This window comes from Kosakonia oryzendophytica, from assembly GCF_027886705.1.
GTDB lineage: Bacteria > Pseudomonadota > Gammaproteobacteria > Enterobacterales > Enterobacteriaceae > Kosakonia > Kosakonia oryzendophytica.
In genome coordinates this window covers 4,157,999-4,184,578 of the sequence record NZ_CP115659.1, presented here as the reverse complement: position 1 = coordinate 4,184,578, position 26,580 = coordinate 4,157,999, and the positions used below count along the sequence as shown (strand labels likewise).

The 26,580-nt window shown below is 53.1% G+C and carries 23 protein-coding genes, 3 tRNA genes and 3 rRNA genes; 16 read left to right on the top strand and 13 right to left on the bottom strand.

Going from position 1 to position 26,580, the window contains the following annotated elements; translation table 11 throughout:
• Nucleotides 1-10 precede the first annotated feature (10 nt).
• The 4 genes from accA to tilS all read left to right on the top strand — a co-directional run bounded on the left by accA (nt 11) and on the right by tilS (nt 5,047).
• A complete protein-coding gene (gene accA / locus O9K67_RS20250) occupies nt 11-970 on the top strand; it encodes an acetyl-CoA carboxylase carboxyl transferase subunit alpha (RefSeq protein ID WP_061497545.1) in 960 nt (319 codons plus the stop codon).
• A gap of 127 nt (nt 971-1,097) precedes the next feature.
• Nucleotides 1,098-3,236, top strand: coding sequence for a lysine decarboxylase LdcC (locus O9K67_RS20245; protein ID WP_061497543.1), 2,139 nt, complete (start codon nt 1,098-1,100; stop codon nt 3,234-3,236).
• A gap of 59 nt (nt 3,237-3,295) precedes the next feature.
• Complete coding sequence (locus tag O9K67_RS20240) at nt 3,296-3,685, top strand: VOC family protein (RefSeq protein WP_061497541.1); 390 nt, start codon at nt 3,296-3,298, stop codon at nt 3,683-3,685.
• Nucleotides 3,686-3,748: 63 nt separating this feature from the next.
• A complete protein-coding gene (gene tilS, locus O9K67_RS20235) occupies nt 3,749-5,047 on the top strand; it encodes a tRNA lysidine(34) synthetase TilS (RefSeq protein ID WP_061497539.1) in 1,299 nt (432 codons plus the stop codon).
• Nucleotides 5,048-5,075: 28 nt separating this feature from the next.
• Here tilS and rof read toward each other — a convergent pair whose 3' ends face one another.
• The gene (gene rof, locus O9K67_RS20230) at nt 5,076-5,336 is read right to left on the bottom strand and encodes a Rho-binding antiterminator (RefSeq protein ID WP_061497537.1); all 261 of its coding nucleotides are present in this window, start codon (nt 5,334-5,336) and stop codon (nt 5,076-5,078) included.
• Nucleotides 5,323-5,523 carry a YaeP family protein gene (locus tag O9K67_RS20225; protein WP_007373244.1) on the bottom strand — a complete coding sequence of 67 codons (201 nt, stop codon included), beginning with the start codon at nt 5,521-5,523 and terminating at the stop codon, nt 5,323-5,325. Before O9K67_RS20225 ends, rof begins: the two co-directional genes overlap by 14 nt.
• Before the next feature lie 195 nt (nt 5,524-5,718).
• Here O9K67_RS20225 and O9K67_RS20220 point away from each other — a divergent pair, with 195 nt between their 5' ends.
• From O9K67_RS20220 to tnpA, 4 genes are all read left to right on the top strand, one after another.
• The gene (locus O9K67_RS20220; RefSeq protein ID WP_061497535.1) at nt 5,719-6,264 is read left to right on the top strand and encodes a YaeQ family protein; all 546 of its coding nucleotides are present in this window, start codon (nt 5,719-5,721) and stop codon (nt 6,262-6,264) included.
• Nucleotides 6,264-6,686, top strand: coding sequence for an alternative ribosome rescue aminoacyl-tRNA hydrolase ArfB (gene arfB, locus O9K67_RS20215; RefSeq protein WP_061497533.1), 423 nt, complete (start codon nt 6,264-6,266; stop codon nt 6,684-6,686). Before O9K67_RS20220 ends, arfB begins: the two co-directional genes overlap by 1 nt.
• Before the next feature lie 35 nt (nt 6,687-6,721).
• Nucleotides 6,722-7,417, top strand: a complete 696-nt coding sequence (gene nlpE, locus O9K67_RS20210) for an envelope stress response activation lipoprotein NlpE (RefSeq protein WP_061497531.1) — start codon at nt 6,722-6,724, stop codon at nt 7,415-7,417.
• 170 nt (nt 7,418-7,587) lie between these two features.
• The gene (gene tnpA / locus O9K67_RS20205) at nt 7,588-8,022 is read left to right on the top strand and encodes an IS200/IS605 family transposase (RefSeq protein ID WP_007369221.1); all 435 of its coding nucleotides are present in this window, start codon (nt 7,588-7,590) and stop codon (nt 8,020-8,022) included.
• Nucleotides 8,023-8,108: 86 nt separating this feature from the next.
• Here tnpA and proS read toward each other — a convergent pair whose 3' ends face one another.
• The 6 genes from proS to metN form a co-directional block, all read right to left on the bottom strand.
• Nucleotides 8,109-9,827, bottom strand: a complete 1,719-nt coding sequence (proS, locus tag O9K67_RS20200; RefSeq protein ID WP_061497529.1) for a proline--tRNA ligase — start codon at nt 9,825-9,827, stop codon at nt 8,109-8,111.
• 110 nt (nt 9,828-9,937) lie between these two features.
• Nucleotides 9,938-10,636 carry a tRNA (N6-threonylcarbamoyladenosine(37)-N6)-methyltransferase TrmO gene (gene tsaA, locus O9K67_RS20195; protein ID WP_061497527.1) on the bottom strand — a complete coding sequence of 233 codons (699 nt, stop codon included), beginning with the start codon at nt 10,634-10,636 and terminating at the stop codon, nt 9,938-9,940.
• The gene (rcsF, locus tag O9K67_RS20190; RefSeq protein ID WP_061497525.1) at nt 10,633-11,037 is read right to left on the bottom strand and encodes an Rcs stress response system protein RcsF; all 405 of its coding nucleotides are present in this window, start codon (nt 11,035-11,037) and stop codon (nt 10,633-10,635) included. Before rcsF ends, tsaA begins: the two co-directional genes overlap by 4 nt.
• A 108-nt stretch (nt 11,038-11,145) precedes the next feature.
• Nucleotides 11,146-11,961, bottom strand: a complete 816-nt coding sequence (gene metQ / locus O9K67_RS20185; RefSeq protein ID WP_061497523.1) for a methionine ABC transporter substrate-binding lipoprotein MetQ — start codon at nt 11,959-11,961, stop codon at nt 11,146-11,148.
• 42 nt (nt 11,962-12,003) lie between these two features.
• On the bottom strand, nt 12,004-12,657 hold the full coding sequence (locus O9K67_RS20180) for a methionine ABC transporter permease MetI (RefSeq protein ID WP_061497521.1): 654 nt from the start codon (nt 12,655-12,657) through the stop codon (nt 12,004-12,006).
• Nucleotides 12,650-13,681, bottom strand: a complete 1,032-nt coding sequence (gene metN, locus O9K67_RS20175) for a methionine ABC transporter ATP-binding protein MetN (RefSeq protein ID WP_061500169.1) — start codon at nt 13,679-13,681, stop codon at nt 12,650-12,652. Before metN ends, O9K67_RS20180 begins: the two co-directional genes overlap by 8 nt.
• Nucleotides 13,682-13,869: 188 nt before the next feature.
• Between metN and gmhB the strand changes: the two genes are divergently transcribed.
• The 7 genes from gmhB to O9K67_RS20140 all read left to right on the top strand — a co-directional run bounded on the left by gmhB (nt 13,870) and on the right by O9K67_RS20140 (nt 20,101).
• Entirely contained in the window at nt 13,870-14,436 is a 567-nt protein-coding gene (gene gmhB, locus O9K67_RS20170) for a D-glycero-beta-D-manno-heptose 1,7-bisphosphate 7-phosphatase (RefSeq protein WP_061497519.1), read from the top strand.
• A 370-nt stretch (nt 14,437-14,806) separates the two neighbouring features.
• Nucleotides 14,807-16,348: ribosomal RNA gene (locus O9K67_RS20165) — 16S ribosomal RNA — on the top strand.
• A 71-nt stretch (nt 16,349-16,419) separates the two neighbouring features.
• Nucleotides 16,420-16,496: transfer RNA gene (locus O9K67_RS20160), tRNA-Ile, on the top strand.
• Nucleotides 16,497-16,598: 102 nt separating this feature from the next.
• Nucleotides 16,599-16,674: transfer RNA gene (locus O9K67_RS20155), tRNA-Ala, on the top strand.
• A gap of 180 nt (nt 16,675-16,854) precedes the next feature.
• Nucleotides 16,855-19,762, top strand: a 23S ribosomal RNA gene (locus O9K67_RS20150).
• Nucleotides 19,763-19,856: 94 nt separating this feature from the next.
• Nucleotides 19,857-19,972: ribosomal RNA gene (gene rrf / locus O9K67_RS20145) — 5S ribosomal RNA — on the top strand.
• Together the 16S, 23S and 5S rRNA genes with 3 tRNA genes alongside form the textbook arrangement of a ribosomal RNA operon.
• Before the next feature lie 52 nt (nt 19,973-20,024).
• Nucleotides 20,025-20,101 (top strand) — tRNA-Asp (locus O9K67_RS20140).
• 89 nt (nt 20,102-20,190) lie between these two features.
• On the opposite strand, the gene fabF is transcribed toward O9K67_RS20140, so the two are convergent.
• The 4 genes from fabF to O9K67_RS20120 are packed head-to-tail and all read right to left on the bottom strand — an operon-like array spanning nt 20,191 to nt 24,628.
• Nucleotides 20,191-21,465, bottom strand: a complete 1,275-nt coding sequence (gene fabF / locus O9K67_RS20135; RefSeq protein WP_061497517.1) for a beta-ketoacyl-ACP synthase II — start codon at nt 21,463-21,465, stop codon at nt 20,191-20,193.
• 22 nt (nt 21,466-21,487) lie between these two features.
• Nucleotides 21,488-23,047, bottom strand: a complete 1,560-nt coding sequence (locus O9K67_RS20130; RefSeq protein WP_061497515.1) for a DHA2 family efflux MFS transporter permease subunit — start codon at nt 23,045-23,047, stop codon at nt 21,488-21,490.
• Nucleotides 23,044-24,087 carry an HlyD family secretion protein gene (locus O9K67_RS20125; protein ID WP_061497513.1) on the bottom strand — a complete coding sequence of 348 codons (1,044 nt, stop codon included), beginning with the start codon at nt 24,085-24,087 and terminating at the stop codon, nt 23,044-23,046. Before O9K67_RS20125 ends, O9K67_RS20130 begins: the two co-directional genes overlap by 4 nt.
• The gene (locus O9K67_RS20120) at nt 24,071-24,628 is read right to left on the bottom strand and encodes a winged helix-turn-helix transcriptional regulator (RefSeq protein ID WP_061497511.1); all 558 of its coding nucleotides are present in this window, start codon (nt 24,626-24,628) and stop codon (nt 24,071-24,073) included. Before O9K67_RS20120 ends, O9K67_RS20125 begins: the two co-directional genes overlap by 17 nt.
• Nucleotides 24,629-24,827: 199 nt before the next feature.
• Between O9K67_RS20120 and dkgB the strand changes: the two genes are divergently transcribed.
• On the top strand, nt 24,828-25,631 hold the full coding sequence (gene dkgB, locus O9K67_RS20115; RefSeq protein ID WP_061497510.1) for a 2,5-didehydrogluconate reductase DkgB: 804 nt from the start codon (nt 24,828-24,830) through the stop codon (nt 25,629-25,631).
• Nucleotides 25,632-25,667: 36 nt separating this feature from the next.
• On the opposite strand, the gene yafC is transcribed toward dkgB, so the two are convergent.
• Nucleotides 25,668-26,555 carry a DNA-binding transcriptional regulator YafC gene (gene yafC, locus O9K67_RS20110; RefSeq protein WP_061497508.1) on the bottom strand — a complete coding sequence of 296 codons (888 nt, stop codon included), beginning with the start codon at nt 26,553-26,555 and terminating at the stop codon, nt 25,668-25,670.
• Between the last annotated feature and the right edge of the window lie 25 nt (nt 26,556-26,580).

Sequence of the window (26,580 nt, the reverse complement as noted above, 5' to 3'; positions counted from 1 at the left end):
CAGGAATACTATGAGTCTGAATTTCCTTGATTTCGAACAGCCGATTGCCGAGCTGGAAGCGAAAATCGATTCTCTGACCGCCGTTGGCCGTCAGGATGAAAAATTGGATATTAACATCGACGAAGAAGTGCATCGTCTGCGCGAAAAAAGCGTAGAGTTGACGCGCAAAATTTTCGCCGATCTTGGTGCGTGGCAGGTTGCCCAGTTGGCTCGCCATCCGCTGCGTCCATACACCCTGGATTATGTCCGTCTGGCTTTCGATGAGTTCGACGAACTGGCAGGCGATCGTGCCTATGCAGATGATAAAGCCATTGTTGGCGGTATCGCGCGTCTGGATGGTCGTCCGGTCATGGTTATTGGCCACCAGAAAGGTCGCGAAACCAAAGAAAAAATTCGCCGCAATTTCGGTATGCCGGCGCCGGAAGGTTATCGCAAAGCGCTGCGCCTGATGGAAATGGCTGAACGCTTTAATATGCCGATCATCACCTTTATCGACACACCTGGCGCTTACCCAGGCGTGGGCGCTGAAGAGCGTGGTCAGTCCGAAGCGATTGCCCGCAACCTGCGTGAGATGTCTCGCCTGAATGTGCCGGTTATCTGTACCGTGATCGGTGAAGGCGGTTCCGGCGGCGCACTGGCGATTGGCGTCGGCGATAAAGTGAATATGCTGCAGTACAGCACCTATTCCGTTATCTCGCCGGAAGGGTGTGCTTCTATCCTGTGGAAAAGCGCAGATAAAGCCCCACTGGCCGCAGATGCAATGGGCATTATCGCCCCGCGTCTGAAAGAGCTGAAGCTGATCGATTCCATTATCCCGGAACCGTTGGGCGGTGCGCACCGCAATCCGGAAACAATGGCAGCGTCGCTGAAAGCGCAACTGTTGGCTGATCTGGCCGATCTGGATGTGCTGAGCAAAGACGATCTGCGTAACCGCCGTTACCAGCGTCTGATGAGCTACGGCTACGCCTGATAGTGCTGCAGGCCGGAGAGGCGGAGCGCCATCCGGCAGAAATAACGAGCTGCACCTTGTGTGCGGCTTTTTTTATATCTGCGGTTTACCTCAGCTATGCTTAGCTAATGATTTTAAGGAGGTAGCCGTGAATATTATTGCCATCATGGGACCGCATGGCGCGTTCTACAAAGATGAACCCATTAAGGAACTGGAGCAGGCGTTACAGGCGCAAGGGTTTCAGATTATCCGGCCGCAAAATAGCAACGACTTACTGAAGTTTATTGAACACAACCCGCGCATCTGCGGGGTGATCTTTGACTGGGATGAGTATTCCCTCGATTTGTGCAGTGAAATCAATCAACTTAATGAGTACCTGCCGCTTTACGCTTTTATCAACACACACTCGACCATGGATGTCAGCGCACAGGATATGCGTATGGCGTTGTGGTTTTTTGAGTACGCGCTAAGCGCCGCCGACGATATTGCGACGCGTATCGGCCAGTACACGCAAGAGTACCTGGAAAACATTACGCCACCGTTTACCCGGGCGCTGTTCACCTATGTTAATGAGGGTAAATACACCTTCTGCACGCCGGGGCATATGGCGGGTACTGCATACCAGAAAAGCCCGGTTGGATGCCTGTTTTACGACTTTTTTGGTGGCAACACGCTGAAAGCGGACGTGTCGATCTCGGTGACGGAACTGGGATCGTTGTTGGATCACACCGGGCCGCATCTCGAAGCGGAAGAGTACATTGCCCGCACGTTCGGCGCAGAGCAGAGCTACATGGTGACCAACGGCACCTCGACGTCGAATAAAATTGTGGGGATGTATGCGGCGCCCGCCGGTAGCACCTTGCTTATCGATCGTAACTGCCATAAATCGCTGGCCCATCTACTGATGATGAGCGATGTCGTGCCACTTTGGCTGAAACCGGGTCGTAACGCGCTGGGGATCCTCGGTGGGATCCCGCGCCGTGAGTTCACCCATGCCAGTATTGAGCAAAAGGTGGCGAATACTCGCGGAGCCCACTGGCCAGTGCATGCGGTGATCACCAACTCTACGTATGATGGGCTGCTGTATAACACCAATTGGATCAAACAGACGCTGGACGTTCCATCGATCCACTTTGACTCCGCCTGGGTGCCGTACACCAATTTTCACCCGATCTATGCAGGCAAAAGCGGTATGAGCGGTGAACGGATGCCGGGCAAGGTCTTTTTTGAAACCCAGTCGACGCACAAAATGCTGGCGGCCTTCTCACAGGCATCGCTGATCCACATTAAAGGCGACTATGACGAAGAGACGTTCAACGAAGCGTTTATGATGCATACCACCACCTCGCCGAGCTATCCATTGGTGGCCTCAATTGAGACGGCTGCTGCGATGCTGCGCGGTAACCCTGGCAAACGACTGATTAACCGTTCGGTGGAACGTGCACTGCACTTCCGCAAAGAAGTGCAGCGTTTGAAAGAGGAAGCAGAGGGTTGGTTTTTCGATATCTGGCAACCCGAAGAGATTGATGAAGCTGACTGCTGGCCGGTTGCGCCGGGAGAGAGCTGGCACGGTTTTCGGGAAGCTGATGCCGATCATATGTTCCTTGATCCGGTGAAGGTCACTATTTTAACGCCGGGGATGGATGAGCGGGGAAACATGAGTGACGAGGGGATCCCGGCTGCGCTGGTGGCAAAATTTCTCGACGAGCGCGGTGTGGTGGTCGAAAAAACAGGTCCATATAACCTACTGTTTCTGTTCAGCATTGGTATTGATAAAACCCGCGCTATGGGTTTGTTACGCGGCTTGATGGAATTTAAGCGCGCCTACGATCTGAACCTGCGAGTGAAAAATATGCTGCCGGATCTCTATGCCGAAGATCCGGATTTCTACCGCACGATGCGGATTCAGGATCTGGCGCAGGGGATCCATCGGCTTATCCGCCAGCACGATCTGCCTCGATTGATGTTGCAGGCGTTCGACGTGCTGCCGGAAATGAAAATGACACCGCATGAGGCCTGGCAGCGGCAGGTCCAGGGCGAAGTTGAAACCATCGAGCTAGAGAAACTGAGTGGCCGCATCTCCGCCAATATGATCCTGCCATATCCGCCTGGTGTCCCGCTGGTGATGCCCGGCGAGATGATTACGGAAGCAAGCCGGCCAGTGCTCGATTTTTTACTGATGTTGTGTGCGATCGGCCGCCACTATCCCGGATTTGAAACCGACATTCATGGCGCGAAGCGTGATGAGGAGGGGGTATACCGGGTACGAGTCCTAAAAGTCCACTGATCTGTTGCGGTCAAATGCGGGCAGAGTTAACGTGCTGGGAGGAATAAAAAGGAGCGATCATGCTGGGTTTAAAACAGGTTCATCACATTGCTATCATTGCCACGGACTATGCCAAAAGCAAAGCCTTCTACTGCGATATTCTCGGTTTTACGCTGCAAAGCGAAGTCTACCGGGAAGCCCGCGATTCCTGGAAAGGCGATCTCGCGCTGAACGGGCATTATGTGATTGAGCTGTTTTCGTTTCCCTTTCCACCCCATCGTCCCAGCCGCCCTGAAGCCTGCGGCTTGCGCCATCTGGCGTTTAGCGTCGAAGATATTGATCAGGCAGTGGCGCACCTTCAGGCGCATGGCGTAACGTGTGAAGCGATCCGTATTGACCCGTATACCGATAAACGGTTTACCTTCTTTAACGATCCTGATGGCCTGCCGCTGGAGCTTTACCAGCAGTAATACTTGCCACACAAAGCATTGCCCGGTAACGTGCCGGGCAAGGTTTCCGTTTTGATAACTGCAATGACCACACCCCTTTTCGATTCGATGCCAACCACCGCGCGCCAGTTTCTGGTGGCATTTAGTGGTGGGTTGGATTCGACCGTATTGCTGCACACGCTGTGGTGCTTGCGTGAACAACAGCCAGATATCCGTCTGCGCGCTGTCCATGTGCATCACGGTTTGAGTTCCCATGCCGACCATTGGGCGCAGCACTGTGAGCAGGTGTGCGCGCGTTGGCAAATCCCGTTAACGATAGTGCGCGTGACGCTGGTGAATAATGGCGAAGGTATTGAGGCACAAGCGCGTAATGCGCGTTATCAGGCCTTTCGCCAGACGTTGCAAGCCGGAGAAGTCCTGCTGACTGCCCAGCATTTAGACGATCAGTGTGAAACGTTTTTACTGGCGCTAAAACGCGGTAGTGGGCCCGCCGGGCTTGCCGCAATGCCGGAAAGTTTGCCGTTTGCCGGAACACAGCTTATTCGCCCGCTTCTCAATCACACGCGACAGGCGCTGCATCAGTGGGCGCTGGCACATGATTTATGCTGGATCGAAGATGAAAGTAATGCCGATGCCAGCTTTGATCGTAATTTTTTACGCTTACAGATTTTGCCCTTACTGACCGCCCGCTGGCCGCATTTCGCCTCGGCCACAGCGCGTAGCGCTGCGCTGTGTGGAGAGCAGGAACAACTGCTGGACGAACTGCTGGCCAGCGAACTGGCGATGGCGACCACTGCCGAAGGCGCACTGAATATTGCCTCATTGCTGGATCTCAGTGAGGTAAGACGTAATGCGTTGCTGCGTCGCTGGTTGGCGCAGCAGGGAGCCGCGATGCCCTCGCGGGCGATGCTTCACCGTTTATGGCAGGAAGTGGCATTAGCCCGTGATGATGCTGAGCCCGCGCTGCGGCTGGGAGAATATGACGTTCGCCGTTATCACGGCAACTTATGGTGGAACAAACGGCGTATTAGCCAGCGAGGGACACAGCTTGCGTGGGCCTGCGTGACTGAACCACTGATCTTACCGGCGGATCTGGGGACGCTGTCATTGCTGGCTGGCGGTGAATTACGTGCACCGCAGGCGCATGAAGCTGTGTCGGTACGTTTCCAGGCTTCAGGGTTACTGCACATTGTCGGGCGTAGCGGTGGGCGCAAGCTGAAGAAGATTTGGCAGGAGCTTGGCGTTCCCCCCTGGCGCCGCGATACCACGCCGCTGCTGTTCTATGGTGAAACATTGATAGCGGCGGCAGAGGTGTTTGTAACACAAGCGGGTATCAAAGAAGCGGGTCAGAACGGCGTGCAGCTGGTGTGGAAGCAAAGATAACGGGCAACATGCGCTGCCCGCAAAACAATCAGGACTCGCTCACCACAACGGTGCCGATTTCGGGATGGCTGAAGCTGGCAATTTTGTCGAGACGCAGTTCGCGCGCGGTGCCCGCCACGTCGACCACCAGATACTCCACATTTTTACGTGAGACTAAATCGTTGGCTTTGGCACTGAGCTTCTCGCCGTCTTTCAGTTCCAGCGCCAGTAACAGATGATGCTGGCAGGCGAGCTCAAGGTTGTCATAGTCATCACAGTTGATGGGTTGATAGGCATCATTCATTGACATAATCGCTCACCAGTAAGTTCGCGGCAGCGTACGCCGCCTTTTCCCTGACCGACTCTGAAAGGGTGTCATCCGACGCCATTTCATTTAGCACTTTCAATACGCATCCCAGCGCGTCCGGGATATACCCGAGATCTCCGCTGGCAATTTCTGCATAGCGTTTACGCACTAACTCACAATAATTGTTCACATCACCTCCTGTCAGCAACCTGACTTTACTGTGAGATAACACTAAGCCTACGAACATACACTCTGTTTAGCAAGGTGACTATACCACAGCTTGTTAATCATTATCAGAGTGATGAATACCTGCACGCCCAAGAGATAACAGCGCTTTATGCCGGGATTCGTTACAATAGCGACCATTTTATGAAGGAGTGGTGTTATGGCGCTAAAAGCGACAATTTATAAAGCAATGGTCAACGTTGCCGATCTCGATCGTAACCAATTTTTAGATGCCTCATTGACGCTGGCACGCCATCCTTCCGAGACACAAGAGCGCATGATGCTGCGTCTGCTGGCCTGGATAAAGTATGCCGATGAGCGTTTGCACTTTACTCGCGGGCTGAGCGCAGAAGATGAGCCGGAAGCCTGGCTGCGCAATGACTATCTGGGTATTGATCTGTGGATCGAGTTGGGCCTGCCGGACGAAAAGCGGCTGAAGAAAGCCTGTACCCAGGCAAAAGAGGTGGCGTTATTTACCTATAATTCACGCGCGGCGCAAATTTGGTGGCAGCAAAATCAGACGCGCTGCGCGACGTTCAGCAACCTGAGCATCTGGTATCTTGATGATGCGCAACTGGCCGGGCTGAGTGGCTTTGCCGACGATCGCACCATGAATTTACAGGCAACGTTGCAGGATGGCGCTATCTGGCTTTCCGACGACAGTCAGAACCTTGAGATCCACCTTGAATCCTGGCAGCAGTCGTAATGATTGAGATTTCCCGTGCGGTTGCTATTGCCGAGGACGAACTGGAGATCACCGCAGTTCGCTCGCAGGGGGCGGGTGGCCAGCATGTTAACAAGAGTTCAACGGCCATTCACTTGCGTTTTGACATTCGGGCCTCCAGCCTGCCAGAGTATTACAAAGCACGTTTACTTGATGCTTCGCACCATCTGATTAGCAGCGAAGGCTGGATAGTGATAAAAGCGCAGGAGTACCGCAGCCAGGAGATGAATCGCGAAGCGGCGATCGCCCGCCTGGTGGCGTTAATAAAAGAATTGACGGTGGTGCAGAAGAGTCGTCGTGCTACGCGTCCGACGCGCGCCTCGAAAGAGCGTCGACTCACGACGAAAGCGCAAAAGTCTTCCGTGAAAGCGCTACGTGGAAAGGTTCGTCGTCATGATGGCTGACGGACTTCAACAGAACGATTCATAAGGAATAACGAGTGAATAAGGCGATTTTGTCGGCGGTGGTGGGAGGATTGCTTTTCGCCCTCATCGGATGCAATAACCGCGGCGATGTTGAAATGGTGCAGCCCACGCAGGTTGAAGAACTGAAACCGATGCAGCAGAGTTGGCGCGGCGTGTTGCCCTGCGCGGATTGTGAAGGCATTGAAGCGTCTCTGTTTCTGGCCAAAGACGGTAGCTGGGTGATGAACCAGCGCTATCAGGGCGGAAAAGCGCCATCCGTTTTCGGTTCGTACGGCAAATGGGCGCGCACGGCGGATAAACTTATTCTGACCGATACACACGGTGAGAAAACCTATTTCCGTGCTAAAGGCGAAGCGCTGGAGATGCTGGACAGAGAAGGCAATCCAATAACCTCACAGCTTAACTACACTCTCCAACCGGTGAAAGCCGCACTGCCTGCTACGCCAATGGCGATGCGAGGTATGTATATGTACATGGCCGATACCGCCGTCTTTACCGATTGTGCCACGGGTATGAAAGTGGCCGTTGCCAGCAATGCGCAGCTTGAACGTGATTATGCCGCAGCGCGCGGCACAGAGACCAAACCCATTTTGCTGGTGGTGGACGGGCATTTTGCCGTGGAGCCGAACCCGGATACTGGCGCGCCGCAGAAGGTACTGGTGACAAACAGCAAAGGCAAGTTTGACGCGAAAAAGAACTGTGACGACTAATCCTGCGTTGTGTTAGCCGCAATAAAAAAGCCCCGTCAGGGGCTTTTTGTTGTCACCCCTAAACCACCTCCTGGGGAGGTGGTGATTGATCCTGTAAGGCTATAGCCTGAAGAATGCCCATGCCGGAATATCTCTGCTTACTCACCACAAGTAAAAGGAGACAAACCGACATGGGGCTTTACAGGAGTTCATCACATGTATATTGGCGTTGTAAATACCACATAGTCTGGACGCCTAAGTACCGTTTCAGAATCCTGAAAGATAAGTTGGGCAAGGAACTTTACAGGACAATCTACATTCTCTGCGGAATAAAGGATTGTGAGGTTCTGGAGCTAAATGTTCAGCCAGATCATGTACATCTGGTCGTAATAGTCCCGCCGAAAATCTCGATATCAACTCTAATGGGGCATCTGAAAGGTCGCAGCGCAATCAGACTCTACAATCGTTTCCCACACATAAGAAAGAAGCTATGGGGCAACCACTTTTGGTCACGTGGCTACTTTGTAGATACTGTCGGTGTGAACGAGGAAATTATCAGACGATATGTGAGGCATCAGGAGAAAACGGAACAAATACATGAACAGCAAATGGAATTGCTAGAGTAGTAAGCGGAAAGTGACAATAGCCCCCCTTACAGGGGGCATTCTCAAAAGCCACCTTCTAAGAAGGTGGTCTTTTACTGTTGTGGCGCTTAGCCTTTGATGGCGTTAACCAGGTAGTCCAGGATATCACCGGTTTTGATCAGCTGCTTCTCACCGCTGCGACGATATTTGTATTCAATGTCGTCGTTGTCGAGGTTGCGATCGCCAATCACGATGGTGTGAGGAATACCGATCAGTTCCATGTCGGCAAACATGACACCCGGACGCTCTTTACGGTCATCCATCAGCACTTCAATACCCTGCGCGCGCAGCTCAGCGTACAGTTTTTCCGCCAGTTCCTGTACACGGTAGGATTTGTGCATATTCATCGGCAGAATAGCGACCTGGAACGGGGCAATCGCATCCGGCCAGACGATACCGCGCTCGTCATGGTTCTGCTCAATCGCTGCGGCAACCACGCGGGTAACACCGATACCATAGCACCCCATGGTCAGGATCTGGTTACGGCCATCTTCGCCCTGCACCGCAGCGTTCAGTGCCTGGGAGTATTTGGTGCCCAGTTGGAAAATATGACCGACTTCGATACCGCGTTTGATCAGCAGCGTACCTTTGCCATCCGGGCTTGGATCGCCGGCAACCACGTTGCGGATATCTGCAACAACCGGGGTGGCCACATCGCGATCCCAGTTAATGCCGAAGTAGTGCTTACCATCGATATTCGCACCGGCGGAGAAATCGCTCATGGCCGCAACGGTACGGTCAATGATCACCGGAATCGGCATATTGACCGGGCCGAGAGAGCCAGGGCCTGCATTGACGACCGCACGGATTTCCGCTTCGGTGGCGAAGGTCAACGGCGCAGCAACCTGCGGTAACTTCTCGGCTTTGACTTCGTTCAGTTCGTGATCGCCGCGTATTAACAGCGCAACCAGCGCAGAACCGCTCTCTTCCGTGGCTTTCACCAGCAGCGTTTTAACGGTTTTCTCAATTGGCAGATTGAACTGTTCCACCAGCTCGGCGATGGTTTTTGCATTCGGCGTATCAACCAGCGTCATTTCCTGCGTCGCGGCGGCGCGCGGCTCTTTCGGTGCCAGCGCTTCAGCAAACTCAATGTTAGCGGCAAAATCAGAGGAGTCAGAGAAGATCACATCGTCTTCACCACTTTGCGCCAGTACCTGGAATTCGTGCGATGCGCTACCGCCAATTGAACCGGTGTCCGCTTGCACTGCGCGGAAATCCAGATCCATACGGCTGAAAATTTTGCTGTAAGCAGCGTACATTGCATCGTACGTTTCCTGCAGGGATTCCTGAGAAGTATGGAAAGAGTAAGCATCTTTCATCAGGAACTCGCGGGAGCGCATCACGCCAAAGCGCGGGCGCACTTCGTCACGGAACTTGGTCTGGATCTGGAAGAAGTTCAGCGGGAGCTGCTTGTAAGAGTTCAGTTCATTGCGGATCAAGTCCGTGATCACTTCTTCGTGGGTCGGACCGAGCACAAACGGACGTTCGCCGCGATCGACAAAACGCAGCAGTTCCGGACCATATTGCTCCCAACGACCGCTTTCCTGCCACAGATCCGCTGGCTGCACGACTGGCATCGACACCTCAATCGCACCGGCGTTATTCATCTCTTCACGCACGATGTTTTCGACTTTTTTCAGAACACGCACACCGGTCGGCAGCCAGGTATACAACCCGGAGGCCAGTTTGCGGATCATCCCGGCGCGCAGCATCAGCTGGTGGCTGATGACTTCGGCGTCGGCAGGCGTCTCCTTCAGGGTGGAGAGCAGATATTGGCTAGTACGCATCTTGTTACGGTTCCATTTGGACAATTGGAGCAGGCCCGGAGCGGACCTGACACAAAAAAGTGGTTTAGTTTATCAGCCTGGCAGAGATGCCAAAAGAGAGGGGAATAAAATTAGCGTGCTTCGAGTGCAAACACTTCGAATCCCGCATCGGTTACGCGCCAGCGCACGTTAAAATCCAGCAGCCAGACAGCATAGGTTTTCCCCTGCTCTTCATCTTTACGGTAAGCCGGTCGCGGATCCTGCGCCAGAACGTCAACCAAAAAGGCTTTTAACTGCGGGTAACGCGTTGCCAGTTGCGCCTCAATTTCCGCCGTGAAAAAGACCGGAATATCTGCGGTCGGAGCCTGTTGCGCGTAGCTGGCTTGCGCATTGGGCAGCGCTTCGGCAAATGGCAGGTACGGTTTGATATCCACGACCGGCGTGCCATCGACCAGATCCAGACTGCCCAGTTGCAAGATAACCTGATCTTTATGGCAACGAATACCGTTGAGTTCAACCAGCGACATGCCAATCGGGTTAGGGCGGAAAGTGGAGCGGGTGGCAAACACGCCCATGCGTGCATTGCCGCCGAGGCGCGGAGGGCGCACGGTCGGGCGCCAGCCGCCTTCCATCGTTTGATGAAAAACGAAAAGAACCCATAGATGACTGAATGCTTCCAGGCCGCGTACGGCTTCGGCCTGATTATAGGGGGGAAGTAAGTGAAGTTCGCCGCCACCTTGTTTCACCAGACCAGGCTGGCGCGGCACGGCAAACTTCTCTTTGTACGGCGAACGAATAACGCCTATTTGTTCAAAAGCAAAGCTACTCATTTCGCCGAAATATTGAGGGCGGAACCGACGCAAATGGCCTGACGGTAGCAACCCGGAGTGCCGCTGGTGACTTCACAGCTATGCAGCAGAACGGCGTTGGCTTTCATTTTTGACGCGTTGATTTGCATGCGTTTGCGCGCAGTCGGGATATTCGGCGGAGAGTCCTGGTTGCTTGCCTGGCAGGAGTCACCGGAGACTTCTCCCAGATCACGGAACGGTTTTCCGACTAACTCTTCAGCGTTGGTGATAATCCGTACCGGCGTGGGACGAACGACTTTCGGCTTTTCCGGCTCGGCTTTCGGTGCGACTGCAGTGCTTTTTACAGGTTCGGCGGGAGATCTGCTTAGCAAGGAACAGCCGCTTAGCATCAGTGCTAATAAACAGATCGGTAAAGCACGCATAATATATCCTCAATGAAATGTTCTAAACGCGGCTTATTGAATCAGGCGCGTGCACAAATGACAAGACGGGCTTTCGCCCGCCTTGAATGATATTACAGACAGAGGAGATTACCAGCCTTTCACAGCGCCGCCGTTGAAGACTTTGTTTGCCGCTTCATTCACTTCGTCAGACTGGTATGCCTGGACGAATTTCTTCACATTTTCCGCGTCCTTATTGTCTTCGCGGGCGACGATCAGGTTTACGTACGGGGAGTCTTTATCTTCAACGAAGATACCGTCTTTTGCCGGGGTCAGGCCGATCTGGCTGGCATAGGTGGTGTTAATGACTGCCAGCGCGATTTGCGCATCATCCAGTGAACGTGGCAGCTGTGGTGCTTCCAGTTCAACAATTTTCAGGTTTTTCGGGTTCTCAGTGATGTCCAGTACGGTCGGCAGCAGACCAATACCGTCTTTCAGTTTGAGCAGACCCTGCTTCTGCAACAGCAGCAGAGAACGGCCCAGGTTAGTCGGATCGTTCGGCACCGCTACCTGAGAGCCGTCCTGCAACTCAGAGAGTGATTTGATTTTTTTGGAGTAGCCTGCAATCGGGTAAACGAAGGTGTTGCCGACCGGAACCAGTTTAAAACCGCGATCTTTGATCTGCTGATCCAGATACGGTTTATGCTGGAATGCGTTGGCATCGATATCACCTTTGCTCAGTGCTTCGTTCGGCAGAACGTAGTCATTAAAGGTTACCAGTTCAACATCGAGACCATATTTCTCTTTGGCGACTTTCTGCGCCACTTCTGCAACCTGCTGTTCAGCGCCTACAATCACACCGACTTTAATGTGATTCGGATCCTTTTCATCCTGGCCGCAGCCGACCAGCGCCAGAGATCCAAGCAGCGCGCCGACTGCCGCAAAGGTCTTGAATTTAAAAGCCATGTTATTTTCCTTACTATCAGAGTCGTTATGTTGTGTGTCACGTTATTTGTGCGTTACAGCCCGGACGATACGATCGCCCGCGAACTGAATGAGGTAAACCAAAACCACGAGCAATATCAGTACGGTATTCATCACTAATGGATTGTAGGTCACATAGCCATATTGGATACCCAATTGGCCCAGACCGCCTGCGCCCACGGCCCCGCCCATTGCGGAATAACCCACCAGCGTGATAAGCGTAATGGTCGCGGCGTTGATCAGGCCCGGTAACGCTTCTGGCAGCAGTACCTTACGGATAATTTGCATCGGCGTGGCCCCCATCGCGCGGGAAGCCTCAATTAAGCCTGCCGGCAGCTCAAGCAGGGTGTTTTCCACCATACGGGCAATAAACGGCGCGGCACCTACTGTTAGTGGAACAATTACCGCATACAAACCAATAGAAGTGCCGACAATAATGCGGGTAAAGGGAATCATCCATACCAGTAAAATGATAAACGGAATGGAGCGAAACACGTTAACCAGCGCTGAAATCACCCGATAGAGCCCCGGATTTTGCATAATCTGACCTGGACGGGTGACGTACAGCAGCACACCAAACGGCAGACCAACGACAAACCCCAAAAAGCCTGAAGCAAAGGTCATAAACAACGTTTCCCAGATGCTGCGGGCAAAGAGCCACATCATTGCCTCAGACATAACCGAGTACCTCTACTTTTACATGGTGTTCCTGCAGCCAGGCGATGGCTGCTTGCGTATCTTGTTGAGCGCCGTGCATCTCTGTCAGCATAATGCCGAACTTCACGCCGCCTGCGTAATCCATCTGCGCGCTGATGATATTGTTGTTCACATTGAAGCGGCGCGCTGTTTCCGACAGCAGTGGCGCATCCACTGATTGGCCGGTAAATTCCATACGCAGCATTGGCACGCTATCTTTATGTGGTTCGGCTTGTAAGCGCTGCAGGTAATCTTCCGGGATATCCAGATGCAATGTGGACTGAATAAATTGCTGTGCCAGCGGCGTTTTCGGGTGTGAGAAGACCTCGCTCACCGTATCCTGTTCAATCAGTTCACCATTGCTTATCACCGCGACGCAGTCGCAAATGCGTTTTACCACATCCATTTCATGCGTGATAAGCAGGATGGTCAGGCCCAGACGGCGGTTAATGTCTTTCAGTAACTCAAGAATAGAGCGGGTGGTTGCGGGATCCAGCGCGCTGGTGGCTTCGTCGCACAGCAGTACTTTTGGGTTGCTGGCCAGCGCACGCGCGATGGCGACACGTTGTTTTTGCCCACCGGACAGGTTTGCCGGATAGCTATCATGCTTATCGCCTAAACCCACCAGCTCAAGCAGCTCTTTCACCCGGCGATGGATCTCTTCACGCGGAGTGTTATCCAGCTCCAGCGGTAAGGCCACATTGCCGAATACGGTGCGGGAGGCGAGTAGATTAAAGTGCTGGAAGATCATGCCAATCTGGCGGCGGGCTTTGGTTAATTCCGCTTCGGAAAGTTGTGTCAATTCCTGGCCATCAACCAGCACGCTGCCTTGCGTTGGGCGTTCAAGCAGATTGACGCAGCGGATCAGCGTACTTTTACCGGCGCCTGAGGCGCCAATAACGCCATAAATTTGGCCAGCAGGAACATGCAGGCTGACATCTTTCAGTGCCTGAATTGTGCGGTTCCCCTGCTGGAACACTTTGGTGATATTCGAAAGTTTAATCATCAGATTATTTTTATCGTATAGGAGTGAGCCGTGGCATTTTCTTCTGCCGGTTACGGGGGATGCCCGTAAACACAGCGGATGGTAAGGCATCCAGACGTCTAAATCAATGTCGCTCTGCGCGATGAGCACTTTCCTGCGTAGCGAAACATGAGATACTAGGCATATAGGCCTTTTTCAGGAGTAAACCCGTGGCAAAGTCAGTACCCGCTATTTTCCTCGATCGTGACGGCACGATTAATGTCGATCACGGCTATGTCCATGAGATCGATAACTTCGAATTTATTGATGGTGTCATTGACGCCATGCGCGAATTAAAAGAAATGGGATTTGCCCTGGTGCTGGTCACGAACCAGTCTGGCATTGCGCGCGGTAAATTCACCGAAGAACAATTCGAAACACTGACGGAATGGATGGACTGGTCGTTGGCTGACCGGGGTGTTGATTTGGATGGTATCTATTATTGTCCGCATCATCCGCAAGGTAGTGTAGAAGAGTTCCGTCAGGAATGTGATTGCCGTAAGCCGCAGCCGGGGATGCTTATCTCGGCGCGCGATTACCTGCATATCGATATGGCTGCTTCTTATATGGTGGGTGATAAAATTGAAGATATGCAGGCGGCGACTGCGGCTCAGGTCGGAACGAAAGTTCTGGTGCGGACCGGCAAGCCTGTGACGCCGGAAGCGGAAAACAGTGCAGATTGGGTGATTAATAGCCTGGCAGAGCTGCCTGCTGCTATCAAAAAGCACCAAAAATAACCGTTGTGATGAAAAGATGAGCGGTTGAAATAAAAATGCATTTTTCCGCTTGTCATTCCTCTCCGGCTCCCTATAATGCGCCTCCATCGACACGGCGCTCAGCGAACAACAACTCGCAGCGACGGTAAGTCGAAAGAGAAAAATCCTGAAATTCAGGGTTGACTCTGAAAGAGGAAAGCGTAATATACGCCACCTCGTGACAGCGCTCCAGAGCGCGTCATAACTGCTCTTTAACAATTTATCAGACAATCTGTGTGGGCACTCAAAGTGACATGGATTCTTGACGTCCACGGACGCTAAATGAATACCAAGTCTCACGAGTGAACACGTAATTCATTACGAAGTTTAATTCGATGAGCATCAAACTTTTAAATTGAAGAGTTTGATCATGGCTCAGATTGAACGCTGGCGGCAGGCCTAACACATGCAAGTCGAACGGTAGCACAGAGGAGCTTGCTCCTCGGGTGACGAGTGGCGGACGGGTGAGTAATGTCTGGGAAACTGCCTGATGGAGGGGGATAACTACTGGAAACGGTAGCTAATACCGCATAACGTCGCAAGACCAAAGAGGGGGACCTTCGGGCCTCTTGCCATCAGATGTGCCCAGATGGGATTAGCTAGTAGGTGGGGTAACGGCTCACCTAGGCGACGATCCCTAGCTGGTCTGAGAGGATGACCAGCCACACTGGAACTGAGACACGGTCCAGACTCCTACGGGAGGCAGCAGTGGGGAATATTGCACAATGGGCGCAAGCCTGATGCAGCCATGCCGCGTGTATGAAGAAGGCCTTCGGGTTGTAAAGTACTTTCAGCGGGGAGGAAGGTGTTGTGGTTAATAACCACAGCAATTGACGTTACCCGCAGAAGAAGCACCGGCTAACTCCGTGCCAGCAGCCGCGGTAATACGGAGGGTGCAAGCGTTAATCGGAATTACTGGGCGTAAAGCGCACGCAGGCGGTCTGTCAAGTCGGATGTGAAATCCCCGGGCTCAACCTGGGAACTGCATTCGAAACTGGCAGGCTGGAGTCTCGTAGAGGGAGGTAGAATTCCAGGTGTAGCGGTGAAATGCGTAGAGATCTGGAGGAATACCGGTGGCGAAGGCGGCCTCCTGGACGAAGACTGACGCTCAGGTGCGAAAGCGTGGGGAGCAAACAGGATTAGATACCCTGGTAGTCCACGCTGTAAACGATGTCGATTTGGAGGTTGTGCCCTTGAGGCGTGGCTTCCGGAGCTAACGCGTTAAATCGACCGCCTGGGGAGTACGGCCGCAAGGTTAAAACTCAAATGAATTGACGGGGGCCCGCACAAGCGGTGGAGCATGTGGTTTAATTCGATGCAACGCGAAGAACCTTACCTGGTCTTGACATCCACAGAACTTGGCAGAGATGCCTTGGTGCCTTCGGGAACTGTGAGACAGGTGCTGCATGGCTGTCGTCAGCTCGTGTTGTGAAATGTTGGGTTAAGTCCCGCAACGAGCGCAACCCTTATCCTTTGTTGCCAGCGGTCCGGCCGGGAACTCAAAGGAGACTGCCAGTGATAAACTGGAGGAAGGTGGGGATGACGTCAAGTCATCATGGCCCTTACGACCAGGGCTACACACGTGCTACAATGGCGCATACAAAGAGAAGCGACCTCGCGAGAGCAAGCGGACCTCATAAAGTGCGTCGTAGTCCGGATTGGAGTCTGCAACTCGACTCCATGAAGTCGGAATCGCTAGTAATCGTGGATCAGAATGCCACGGTGAATACGTTCCCGGGCCTTGTACACACCGCCCGTCACACCATGGGAGTGGGTTGCAAAAGAAGTAGGTAGCTTAACCTTCGGGAGGGCGCTTACCACTTTGTGATTCATGACTGGGGTGAAGTCGTAACAAGGTAACCGTAGGGGAACCTGCGGTTGGATCACCTCCTTACCTTAAAGAACCTGCCTTTGCAGTGCTCACACAGATTGTCTGATGAAAAACGAGCAGTAAAGAATCTCTGCAGGCTTGTAGCTCAGGTGGTTAGAGCGCACCCCTGATAAGGGTGAGGTCGGTGGTTCAAGTCCACTCAGGCCTACCAAATTTCAGCTGATACTGCGTTGCGGCGACACTCACATACTTCAGTATGCTTCGTGTCACCCCGCCTTGTCTCAGCTGAAATTAAGGTTACAGAGACCACGATGGGGCTATAGCTCAGCTGGGAGAGCGCCTGCTTTGCACGCAGGAGGTCTGCGGTTCGATCCCGCATAGCTCCACCATCCTTTACTGTCCGGCTCAAAAAAAACTTCAGAGTGCACATTCTGTGTGTACTGCGAAGTTTTGCTCTTTAAAAATCTGGATCAAGCTGAAAATTGAAACACAGAACAGTGCGAACTGTTCTGCGAGTCTCTCAAATTTTCGCAACTGAGGATGTTTCACGAAACATCTTCGGGTTGTGAGGTTAAGCGACCAAGCGTACACGGTGGATGCCCTGGCAGTCAGAGGCGATGAAGGACGTGCTAATCTGCGAAAAGCGCCGGTAAGGTGATATGAACCGTTATAGCCGGCGATGTCCGAATGGGGAAACCCAGTGTGATTCGTCACACTATCATTAACTGAATCCATAGGTTAATGAGGCGAACCGGGGGAACTGAAACATCTAAGTACCCCGAGGAAAAGAAATCAACCGAGATTCCCCCAGTAGCGGCGAGCGAACGGGGAGGAGCCCAGAGCCAGAATCAGCTTGTGTGTTAGTGGAAGCGTCTGGAAAGTCGCGCGATACAGGGTGACAGCCCCGTACACAAAAACGCACAGGTTGTGAGCTCGATGAGTAGGGCGGGACACGTGGTATCCTGTCTGAATATGGGGGGACCATCCTCCAAGGCTAAATACTCCTGACTGACCGATAGTGAACCAGTACCGTGAGGGAAAGGCGAAAAGAACCCCGGCGAGGGGAGTGAAAAAGAACCTGAAACCGTGTACGTACAAGCAGTGGGAGCACCCTCTGGGGTGTGACTGCGTACCTTTTGTATAATGGGTCAGCGACTTATATTCTGTAGCAAGGTTAACCGAATAGGGGAGCCGAAGGGAAACCGAGTCTTAACTGGGCGTTAAGTTGCAGGGTATAGACCCGAAACCCGGTGATCTAGCCATGGGCAGGTTGAAGGTTGGGTAACACTAACTGGAGGACCGAACCGACTAATGTTGAAAAATTAGCGGATGACTTGTGGCTGGGGGTGAAAGGCCAATCAAACCGGGAGATAGCTGGTTCTCCCCGAAAGCTATTTAGGTAGCGCCTCGTGAATTCATCTCCGGGGGTAGAGCACTGTTTCGGCTAGGGGGCCATCCCGGCTTACCAACCCGATGCAAACTGCGAATACCGGAGAATGTTATCACGGGAGACACACGGCGGGTGCTAACGTCCGTCGTGAAGAGGGAAACAACCCAGACCGCCAGCTAAGGTCCCAAAGTCATGGTTAAGTGGGAAACGATGTGGGAAGGCCCAGACAGCCAGGATGTTGGCTTAGAAGCAGCCATCATTTAAAGAAAGCGTAATAGCTCACTGGTCGAGTCGGCCTGCGCGGAAGATGTAACGGGGCTAAACCATGCACCGAAGCTGCGGCAGCGACACGAATGTGTTGTTGGGTAGGGGAGCGTTCTGTAAGCCTGCGAAGGTGTGCTGTGAGGCATGCTGGAGGTATCAGAAGTGCGAATGCTGACATAAGTAACGATAAAGCGGGTGAAAAGCCCGCTCGCCGGAAGACCAAGGGTTCCTGTCCAACGTTAATCGGGGCAGGGTGAGTCGACCCCTAAGGCGAGGCCGAAAGGCGTAGTCGATGGGAAACAGGTTAATATTCCTGTACTTGGTGTTACTGCGAAGGGGGGACGGAGAAGGCTATGTCATCCGGGCGACGGTTGTCCCGGTTTAAGCGTGCAGGTGTGTGTTCCAGGTAAATCCGGTTCACTTTAACACTGAGGCGTGATGACGAGGCACTACGGTGCTGAAGTGACAAATGCCCTGCTTCCAGGAAAAGCCTCTAAGCATCAGGTAACACGAAATCGTACCCCAAACCGACACAGGTGGTCAGGTAGAGAATACCAAGGCGCTTGAGAGAACTCGGGTGAAGGAACTAGGCAAAATGGTGCCGTAACTTCGGGAGAAGGCACGCTGATATGTAGGTGAAGCGGTTTACCCGTGGAGCTGAAATCAGTCGAAGATACCAGCTGGCTGCAACTGTTTATTAAAAACACAGCACTGTGCAAACACGAAAGTGGACGTATACGGTGTGACGCCTGCCCGGTGCCGGAAGGTTAATTGATGGGGTTATCCGTAAGGAGAAGCTCTTGATCGAAGCCCCGGTAAACGGCGGCCGTAACTATAACGGTCCTAAGGTAGCGAAATTCCTTGTCGGGTAAGTTCCGACCTGCACGAATGGCGTAATGATGGCCAGGCTGTCTCCACCCGAGACTCAGTGAAATTGAACTCGCTGTGAAGATGCAGTGTACCCGCGGCAAGACGGAAAGACCCCGTGAACCTTTACTATAGCTTGACACTGAACATTGAGCCTTGATGTGTAGGATAGGTGGGAGGCTTTGAAGCGTGGACGCCAGTCTGCGTGGAGCCAACCTTGAAATACCACCCTTTAATGTTTGATGTTCTAACGTGGACCCGTGAACCGGGTTGCGGACAGTGTCTGGTGGGTAGTTTGACTGGGGCGGTCTCCTCCTAAAGCGTAACGGAGGAGCACGAAGGTCAGCTAATCCTGGTCGGACATCAGGAGGTTAGTGCAATGGCATAAGCTGGCTTGACTGCGAGCGTGACGGCGCGAGCAGGTGCGAAAGCAGGTCATAGTGATCCGGTGGTTCTGAATGGAAGGGCCATCGCTCAACGGATAAAAGGTACTCCGGGGATAACAGGCTGATACCGCCCAAGAGTTCATATCGACGGCGGTGTTTGGCACCTCGATGTCGGCTCATCACATCCTGGGGCTGAAGTAGGTCCCAAGGGTATGGCTGTTCGCCATTTAAAGTGGTACGCGAGCTGGGTTTAGAACGTCGTGAGACAGTTCGGTCCCTATCTGCCGTGGGCGCTGGAGAATTGAGGGGGGCTGCTCCTAGTACGAGAGGACCGGAGTGGACGCATCACTGGTGTTCGGGTTGTCATGCCAATGGCACTGCCCGGTAGCTAAATGCGGAAGAGATAAGTGCTGAAAGCATCTAAGCACGAAACTTGCCCCGAGATGAGTTCTCCCTGAGACTTTGAGTCTCCTGAAGGAACGTTGAAGACGACGACGTTGATAGGCCGGGTGTGTAAGCGCAGCGATGCGTTGAGCTAACCGGTACTAATGAACCGTGAGGCTTAACCTTACAACGCCGAAGATGTTTTGGCGGAAGAGACGCAATAATCAGCCTGATACAGATTAGATTGACAGACCGGAAGGTGTGTTGATGACAGAATTTGCCTGGCGGCACTAGCGCGGTGGTCCCACCTGACCCCATGCCGAACTCAGAAGTGAAACGCCGTAGCGCCGATGGTAGTGTGGGGTCTCCCCATGCGAGAGTAGGGAACTGCCAGGCATCAAATTAAGCAGTAAACCGGTGTGAAAACCGGTAAAGTGACAAATTCGGTGGAGCGGTAGTTCAGTCGGTTAGAATACCTGCCTGTCACGCAGGGGGTCGCGGGTTCGAGTCCCGTCCGTTCCGCCACTCATTTTAAGAACCGTATCTCTTGCGAGGTACGGTTTTTTTTCGTCTGTGACTTATAAAATAAAAGGGTAATTAAGCCCTTTTATCAATCACTCCCAGCGCTTCAACAACAAACTGGCATTGACACCACCGAACCCAAAACCATTCGATAACGCGTAGCGCATGCTGAGTGGACGCGCTTTCAGCGCCACCAGATTAACGCCATCCGCTTCATCATCAGGGGTGTGTAGATTTAGTGTTGGTGGAGCAATCTGTTCACGTAAAGCCTGAATGGTAAAAATCGCCTCGATCCCGCCGGCTGCGCCGAGCAGGTGACCTGTTGCAGATTTTGTTGACGTTACTGCCACTGGGGTTGAGCCAAAAACGCTTTTGATGGCGGCCAGCTCACCTTTGTCCCCTACCTGTGTTGACGTTGCATGTGCATTGATATGCTGGATATCTTCTGCTGTGATGCCTGCCTGACGGATCGCGGCTTCCATTGCCCGGCGTGCTCCATTCCCGTCTTCGGGGCCGGCGGTCAGATGATAAGCATCCGCGCTGGTTCCATATCCCACCAACTCAGCCAGCGGTGTTGCTCCACGCGCCTGCGCATGCTCCAGCGATTCAATGACCAATAATCCAGCGCCCTCTCCCATCACAAAACCATCACGATCGCGATCAAAAGGCCGGGATGCGGTTGCCGGAAAGTCATTAAATCCGCTGGAAAGCGCTCTGGCAGCGGCAAATCCCGCGAGGCTAACCCGATGAATGGCCGCCTCACTGCCACCACATAATGCGATATCTGCTTCACCGCTACGGATCATCCGTGCAGCATCACCTATTGCCTGTGCGCCTGCGGCACAGGCTGTAACAGGCGCGCCAATGGGACCGCGAAAGCCATGCGCAATAGAGACATGTCCTGCTGCCAAATTAGCCAGAAAAGAGGGAATGGTAAATGGAGAGAGGCGGCGAGGTCCGCGTGAATCCGTGATCTGTACCGCATTGGCAATCTCGTTAAATCCACCAATACCGGTCGCAATCACCGTGGCAGTGCGATCCTTTTCCGTTTGATCTTCGGGAAACCACCCAGCCTGGGTTAGCGCCTCATGGGCGGCAACCAACGCAAACTCGATAAAGCGATCCATCTTTTTGCGCTCTTTTGCGGGAATAACCGACAGAGGATCGAAACCATGCTGCGGATCGTGTTCGACAGAAGGGACCTGGCCCGCGACTTTGCAGGGAATATCATCAACGATATCGTCAGGCAGACGAGAAATCCCCGATGTTCCCTGTAGCAGAGATTGCCAGACATGCGACACGCCACACCCCAGTGGGCTGACTATGCCCATTCCCGTCACAACGATGCGTTTTTGCGAAACGCTCATACTCAATTCTCCTTAGTTATTACTACGCCTGTGGCTTTTTCATGAATGGCACAAGCAGCGCGGCAATCAAAAAACCAGCCATGATTAAATAAAACGTATCCGAGAACGCTTCTGTTCGGGCTTCACGCAATGTAAGTGCTGAAAGATTTTTCAGCGCTGTGCTGTCGGCAAGGCCGGGATAAATACCCATCTCCATCAGCCTTGTGATACTTCCCTGAAGAAAATCAGTCAGTGAAAGATTGGTATTATTCAGATGATCGGCAAGACGACTATAGTGCAAATTGGTACGGTCATTGAGCACTGTTCCGCACAAGGCAATACCAATGGCGCCGCCCAGATTGCGCATCAAATTAAACAACCCGGACGCCAGTTTCAGACGTGCAGGCGGAAGGCTGCCGAGGGTTAGCGTGACGGTTGGCGCAACGGCAAACTGTTGAGAAATGCCTCTAAAAGCCTGTGGTAACAGTAATTCTTTTGCACCCCAATCATGAGTTATTGGGATGAAGCTGTACATCGAGGCGGCAAAACCCAGCAACCCGACCATCAACAACCAGCGTAGATCGATGCGGTTAGCCAGCCATGCATATAAGGGAATAGAAAGCACCTGAAACAAGCCTGTCGAGAAAACGGCCAGACCAATTTCCAGTGCGCTGAAACCGCGTACCGTACCCAAAAACAGCGGCGTTAAATAGATCGTAGCAAAGATGCCAACACCTGCCATAAACGAGAAGTAACAGCCAAGGGTAAATGTTCGGTCTTGCAGTGCACGCAGATCCATAACCGGCTGGGGATGACGTAACGTCCGCACAACAAACGCGATGCCGCACAACAGGGCGATCCAGCCGGTCAACGCCAGGGTATTGTCATCAAACCAGCCCCAGCGCGGGCCTTCCTCCAGCGTGTACTCCAGGTTGCCAAGGGAAACCGCCAACAACACGATGCTGAGGTAATCCGCACCGCGCAATAACGAGGGATCGGGCGTGTCGATGTTGACCAGTAGCGGCACCGCAAAGGTAATGTAAATACCCGGCACGATATTGACGAAGAATAACCAGTGCCAGTTGAAGTTTTCTGTGATCCAGCCGCCTACTGTCGGGCCAAGCGTCGGTGCAAGCGAAGCCAGTCCACCAATAGTTGCGGCGGCGATCACTCGTTGCTTGCCCTGGAAAAAAGCAAAAGCGGTGGTGAAGACTAATGGGATCATCGACCCGCCCGCCAGCCCTTGCAGGCCCCGAAAAACAATCATGCTCTGAATGTTCCACGCCCACCCACATAGCACGCTCATCACGGTAAACCCCGCCGCTGAAGCGGCAAATAACCAGCGAGTGGACATCACTTTTGCCAGCCAGCCTGAGAGAGGAATGATGATGATCTCGGCTATCAGGTAACTGGTCTGTACCCAGACAGTTTCATCGTCGCCAGATGAAAGCCCGCCACCGATATCCCGTAAAGAGGCGGAAACGATCTGGATATCGATAAGCGCGATAAACATTCCGATGCACATTGTGGCAAAGGCAAACACCTTCTTACTGGCTGATAACGGCATTTCATGCTGCCGGTGCAAGGCAACGCTGACACTCATTGCGTGCTCTTTTCATCAACGGTGACAATCACCGATAAACCCGGCCGCAGCACATCGAGCGTGGCGGCTTCACCATCCAGTGCGATACGCACGGGAACCCGCTGGACGATCTTGGTGAAATTGCCCGTGGCATTTTCAGCGGGAAGAATACTAAAGCGCGATCCTGTCGCCGGGGAGACGCTGGTGACGCGCCCGCTAAAGGTATGACCTGGCAATACATCTGCAACAACAGTCGCTCTTTGCCCGGGAAGCATGTGCGCCAGTTGACTCTCTTTAAAATTGGCATCGATCCACAAGCCGTGTGCCGGTACGAGAGAAAGCAACTGGGTGCCGCTATTAACATACGATCCTGACCATGCCCGTCGGTTACCCACCACACCATCAAACGGCGCACGGATCTCGGTATAACTGAGGTTTAGTCGTGCCATATCGAGACTGGCTTGTGCCTGCATCAACGCGGCCTGCGTCTGTTTCTCGCGCGCATCCAGCACGCTCAACTGGCGCTCTGCCACCCTCTGGTCAGCCAGGGCTTTACTCTCTTGCGCCTGTGCCTGTCGATAATCCGCCGCTGCATTTTCCCGTACCTGGGCAGAGACTGCGCTGGACATGACCAGCGCGCCATAGCGCCGGTTATCGTTGGCGGATTTTTCTGTTGCCGCCCGTGCGGCTGCCAGCGATGCAGTGGCTCCTTCTATTGCCGCCAGTTGTAATTGCCGGGAGGCTGCCACATCTGCCAGCGCTGCCTGTTGGGCGGCCACTTCGCCAAGCGCTTTTGCCAGTGCAGCCTGGTAATCACGATCGTCAAGTTGTACCAGCAGGTCGCCTTTCCTGACCGCCATATTGTCCTGTACAGCAATGTGCTGGATATAACCGGAGACTTTCGTGGAAATGGCGCTGATGTCGCCGCCGACATAGGCATCATCTGTGGATTGCATAAAACGCCCGCTATGCCACCAGTAAGCGCCATAACCTGCAGTTGCCAGTAATGCTGTGGTAATGAACAAAAGCATTAGCGCTTTTTTCTTACTTCTCTGGGTCATGATGGTCACCCATATGCTGCTGCGGTAAAAATTTTTGCCCTGTATCACCCGCGCGTTTGCGTTGCAAATAACCATGGCGATAGTGAATAACCGGCGAAGCAGCGGGACCGGGAACCAGCGTGTATTTTTCCGGTGTAATGGGATCTCCAGTGGTTTTATCAACCATGATGGCTTCCACCGGACGCTGAGTTGCATTCTCAACGAGTTGAATCTGCGGTCCTTCCGGGGAGAAGTAACGGTTGCCCCATTGCGCCAGTGCCAGCAATACCGGGCGAAAATCGCGACCGCGCTCGGTCAGATGGTATTCATAACGCGGCGGAGTGTTGCTGTAACACACCTTTTCCAGCAGGCCGTCTTCAACCAGCTCTTTCAGGCGACGGGAGAGAATATTCGGTGCGACATTGGTGCTTTTTTGAAACTCATCAAAGCGGGTAAAACCGGAAAATGCGTCGCGCAAGATAATGATGCTCCAACTGTCGCCAATACGGCCCAGACTGCGGGCGATAGGGCAAGGGGCAGTGCAAAGGGGTTCATTTTTCATCTTCAGACCAGAGAACAGTGCAGGATTTGTACTCACGGTGACATAGTGACTTTCAAAATGCAAGTCACTCACGGTGCTAAACTGCGCACACTATTGCTGTTGACGCAAAAATCCTCTGCTTTTTTGGCTCTTTTTCCCGGTGAAATGACTGGTAATAATCTGCGCACAATTTTGGAAAGCGATGAAAAGAGGAATTTTTATGTCTATCCCTGCATTTGGTCTGGGTACCTTCCGTTTAACGGATGAAGCGGTGATTGCTTCCGTTACTCAGGCGCTGGAACTGGGTTATCGTGTGATTGATACCGCGCAGATTTATGGTAATGAAGCGGCGATTGGTAAAGCGCTGGCTCAGTGCGGTATCCCGCGTGAAGAGTTGTTTATCACCACCAAAATCTGGACGGAAAACCTGGGCGAAGACAAACTGATCCCCAGCCTGCAAGAGAGCCTGCAAAAACTGGGCACCGATTATGTTGACCTGACCCTGATCCACTGGCCCTCTCCGGGCGCAGCAGTGCCGGTTGCCGTTTCAATGCAGCAGTTGATGACAGCGAAAGCGCAGGGGCTGACTCGCCAGATTGGGGTATCTAATTTCACGATCCCATTAATGGAGCAGGCGATTGCGGCTGTGGGGGTAGAAAATATCGCCACGAATCAGATAGAACTCTCTCCTTATCTGCAAAACCGCAAAGTGGTTGACTGGGCGAGTCAGCATGGCATCCACATTACTTCTTACATGACGCTGGCTTATGGTAAAGCGCTGAAGGATGCTGTGATTGGCCAGATTGCGCAGAAACACAATGCCACACCGGCACAGGTGATTCTTGCCTGGGCGATGGGCAAAGGTTATGCAGTGATCCCGTCGTCCACCCGACGCGAAAATCTGGCGAGCAATCTGCTGGCGCAGTCGCTGAAACTGGATGCAGAAGACAATGCCGCGATCGCCGGACTGGAGTGCAACGATCGTCTGGTTAGCCCGGAAGGTCTGGCACCTCAGTGGGATTGAGGCATAAAACAACGGGAGCGCTTGCTCCCGTTACTGTTAGTGCGGCACATGCTCGCTGATAAAATCGATAAACGCGCGAATACGCGTGCTGACCGCCCGGTCGCTGTAATATACCGCGCTGAAGGGCATTTCTACCGGCAGGCGTTTATCCGCCAGCACCTCCACCAGTTCCCCGCTGGCCAGCTCTTTGTCGATCATATAGTCCGATAAACTGGCGATGCCATTGCCGCTCAGGCACAAATGTTTGAGCGTCTCTCCGCTGTTGGACGAAATATCCGGTGTCGCTTCATACAGTTGACCATCCGACGAGGCAACAGGCCAGGTGTTAAGTGAGGCCGGTTCGGTAAATCCCAGACAGATATGATCGGCCAGCGCATCCACTGATTCCGGCACGCCGTAACGGGCAATATATTCAGGTGAGGCAATAATCTTACGATAACTTTTGAACAACGGACGGGCTCGCAGGCTTGAGTCGGTGAGCTTGCCCACACGGATCGCGACATCGACTTTGCGCTCAATCAGGTTGATAAACGTCTCGCTGGAGACCAGCGACAGGTTGATTTCCGGGTAGCGTTCGCGAAAGGGTTTAATCAGCGGCATCAGGAAATGCAATACCACGGGCGTTGCAGCATCAATACGTAGCGTCCCGCGGGGGATAGATGTGGTTTCCATGACTTCCGTTTCCGCTGCCGCCATCTCCTGCAATATATTTTGTACGCGACGGAAATAGCGTTCGCCTTCTTCTGTCAGGCTGAGTTGGCGGGTGGTGCGATTAAGCAAATTTACACCAAGCTTGTTCTCCAGCTTTTTGACTGCCCGGCTGATCGCCGAATTGGCCTGCCCCAGGCGTTCCGCTGCCCGGCTGAAGCTGCCGCTTTCGACAACCGCGACGAAGATGGCGAGCTCTTCCGACGTCGTTTTCATTTTTGCCTCTGTAGCAATATTTCAG

What these genes read in the sequence shown, in the direction of transcription:
- O9K67_RS20240 (WP_061497541.1), top strand. Translation starts at nt 3,296, where the DNA reads ATGCTGGGTTTAAAACAGGTTCATCACATTGCTATCATTGCCACGGAC.
- O9K67_RS20130 (WP_061497515.1), bottom strand. Translation starts at nt 23,047, where the DNA reads ATGAGTGTCAGCGTTGCCTTGCACCGGCAGCATGAAATGCCGTTATCA.
- dkgB (WP_061497510.1), top strand. Translation starts at nt 24,828, where the DNA reads ATGTCTATCCCTGCATTTGGTCTGGGTACCTTCCGTTTAACGGATGAA.
- tilS (WP_061497539.1), top strand. Translation starts at nt 3,749, where the DNA reads ATGACCACACCCCTTTTCGATTCGATGCCAACCACCGCGCGCCAGTTT.
- O9K67_RS20125 (WP_061497513.1), bottom strand. Translation starts at nt 24,087, where the DNA reads ATGACCCAGAGAAGTAAGAAAAAAGCGCTAATGCTTTTGTTCATTACC.
- rof (WP_061497537.1), bottom strand. Translation starts at nt 5,336, where the DNA reads ATGTCAATGAATGATGCCTATCAACCCATCAACTGTGATGACTATGAC.
- proS (WP_061497529.1), bottom strand. Translation starts at nt 9,827, where the DNA reads ATGCGTACTAGCCAATATCTGCTCTCCACCCTGAAGGAGACGCCTGCC.
- metN (WP_061500169.1), bottom strand. Translation starts at nt 13,681, where the DNA reads ATGATTAAACTTTCGAATATCACCAAAGTGTTCCAGCAGGGGAACCGC.
- yafC (WP_061497508.1), bottom strand. Translation starts at nt 26,555, where the DNA reads ATGAAAACGACGTCGGAAGAGCTCGCCATCTTCGTCGCGGTTGTCGAA.
- metQ (WP_061497523.1), bottom strand. Translation starts at nt 11,961, where the DNA reads ATGGCTTTTAAATTCAAGACCTTTGCGGCAGTCGGCGCGCTGCTTGGA.
- accA (WP_061497545.1), top strand. Translation starts at nt 11, where the DNA reads ATGAGTCTGAATTTCCTTGATTTCGAACAGCCGATTGCCGAGCTGGAA.
- arfB (WP_061497533.1), top strand. Translation starts at nt 6,264, where the DNA reads ATGATTGAGATTTCCCGTGCGGTTGCTATTGCCGAGGACGAACTGGAG.
- tnpA (WP_007369221.1), top strand. Translation starts at nt 7,588, where the DNA reads ATGGGGCTTTACAGGAGTTCATCACATGTATATTGGCGTTGTAAATAC.
- O9K67_RS20120 (WP_061497511.1), bottom strand. Translation starts at nt 24,628, where the DNA reads ATGAAAAATGAACCCCTTTGCACTGCCCCTTGCCCTATCGCCCGCAGT.
- tsaA (WP_061497527.1), bottom strand. Translation starts at nt 10,636, where the DNA reads ATGAGTAGCTTTGCTTTTGAACAAATAGGCGTTATTCGTTCGCCGTAC.
- O9K67_RS20180 (WP_061497521.1), bottom strand. Translation starts at nt 12,657, where the DNA reads ATGTCTGAGGCAATGATGTGGCTCTTTGCCCGCAGCATCTGGGAAACG.
- fabF (WP_061497517.1), bottom strand. Translation starts at nt 21,465, where the DNA reads ATGAGCGTTTCGCAAAAACGCATCGTTGTGACGGGAATGGGCATAGTC.
- O9K67_RS20220 (WP_061497535.1), top strand. Translation starts at nt 5,719, where the DNA reads ATGGCGCTAAAAGCGACAATTTATAAAGCAATGGTCAACGTTGCCGAT.
- rcsF (WP_061497525.1), bottom strand. Translation starts at nt 11,037, where the DNA reads ATGCGTGCTTTACCGATCTGTTTATTAGCACTGATGCTAAGCGGCTGT.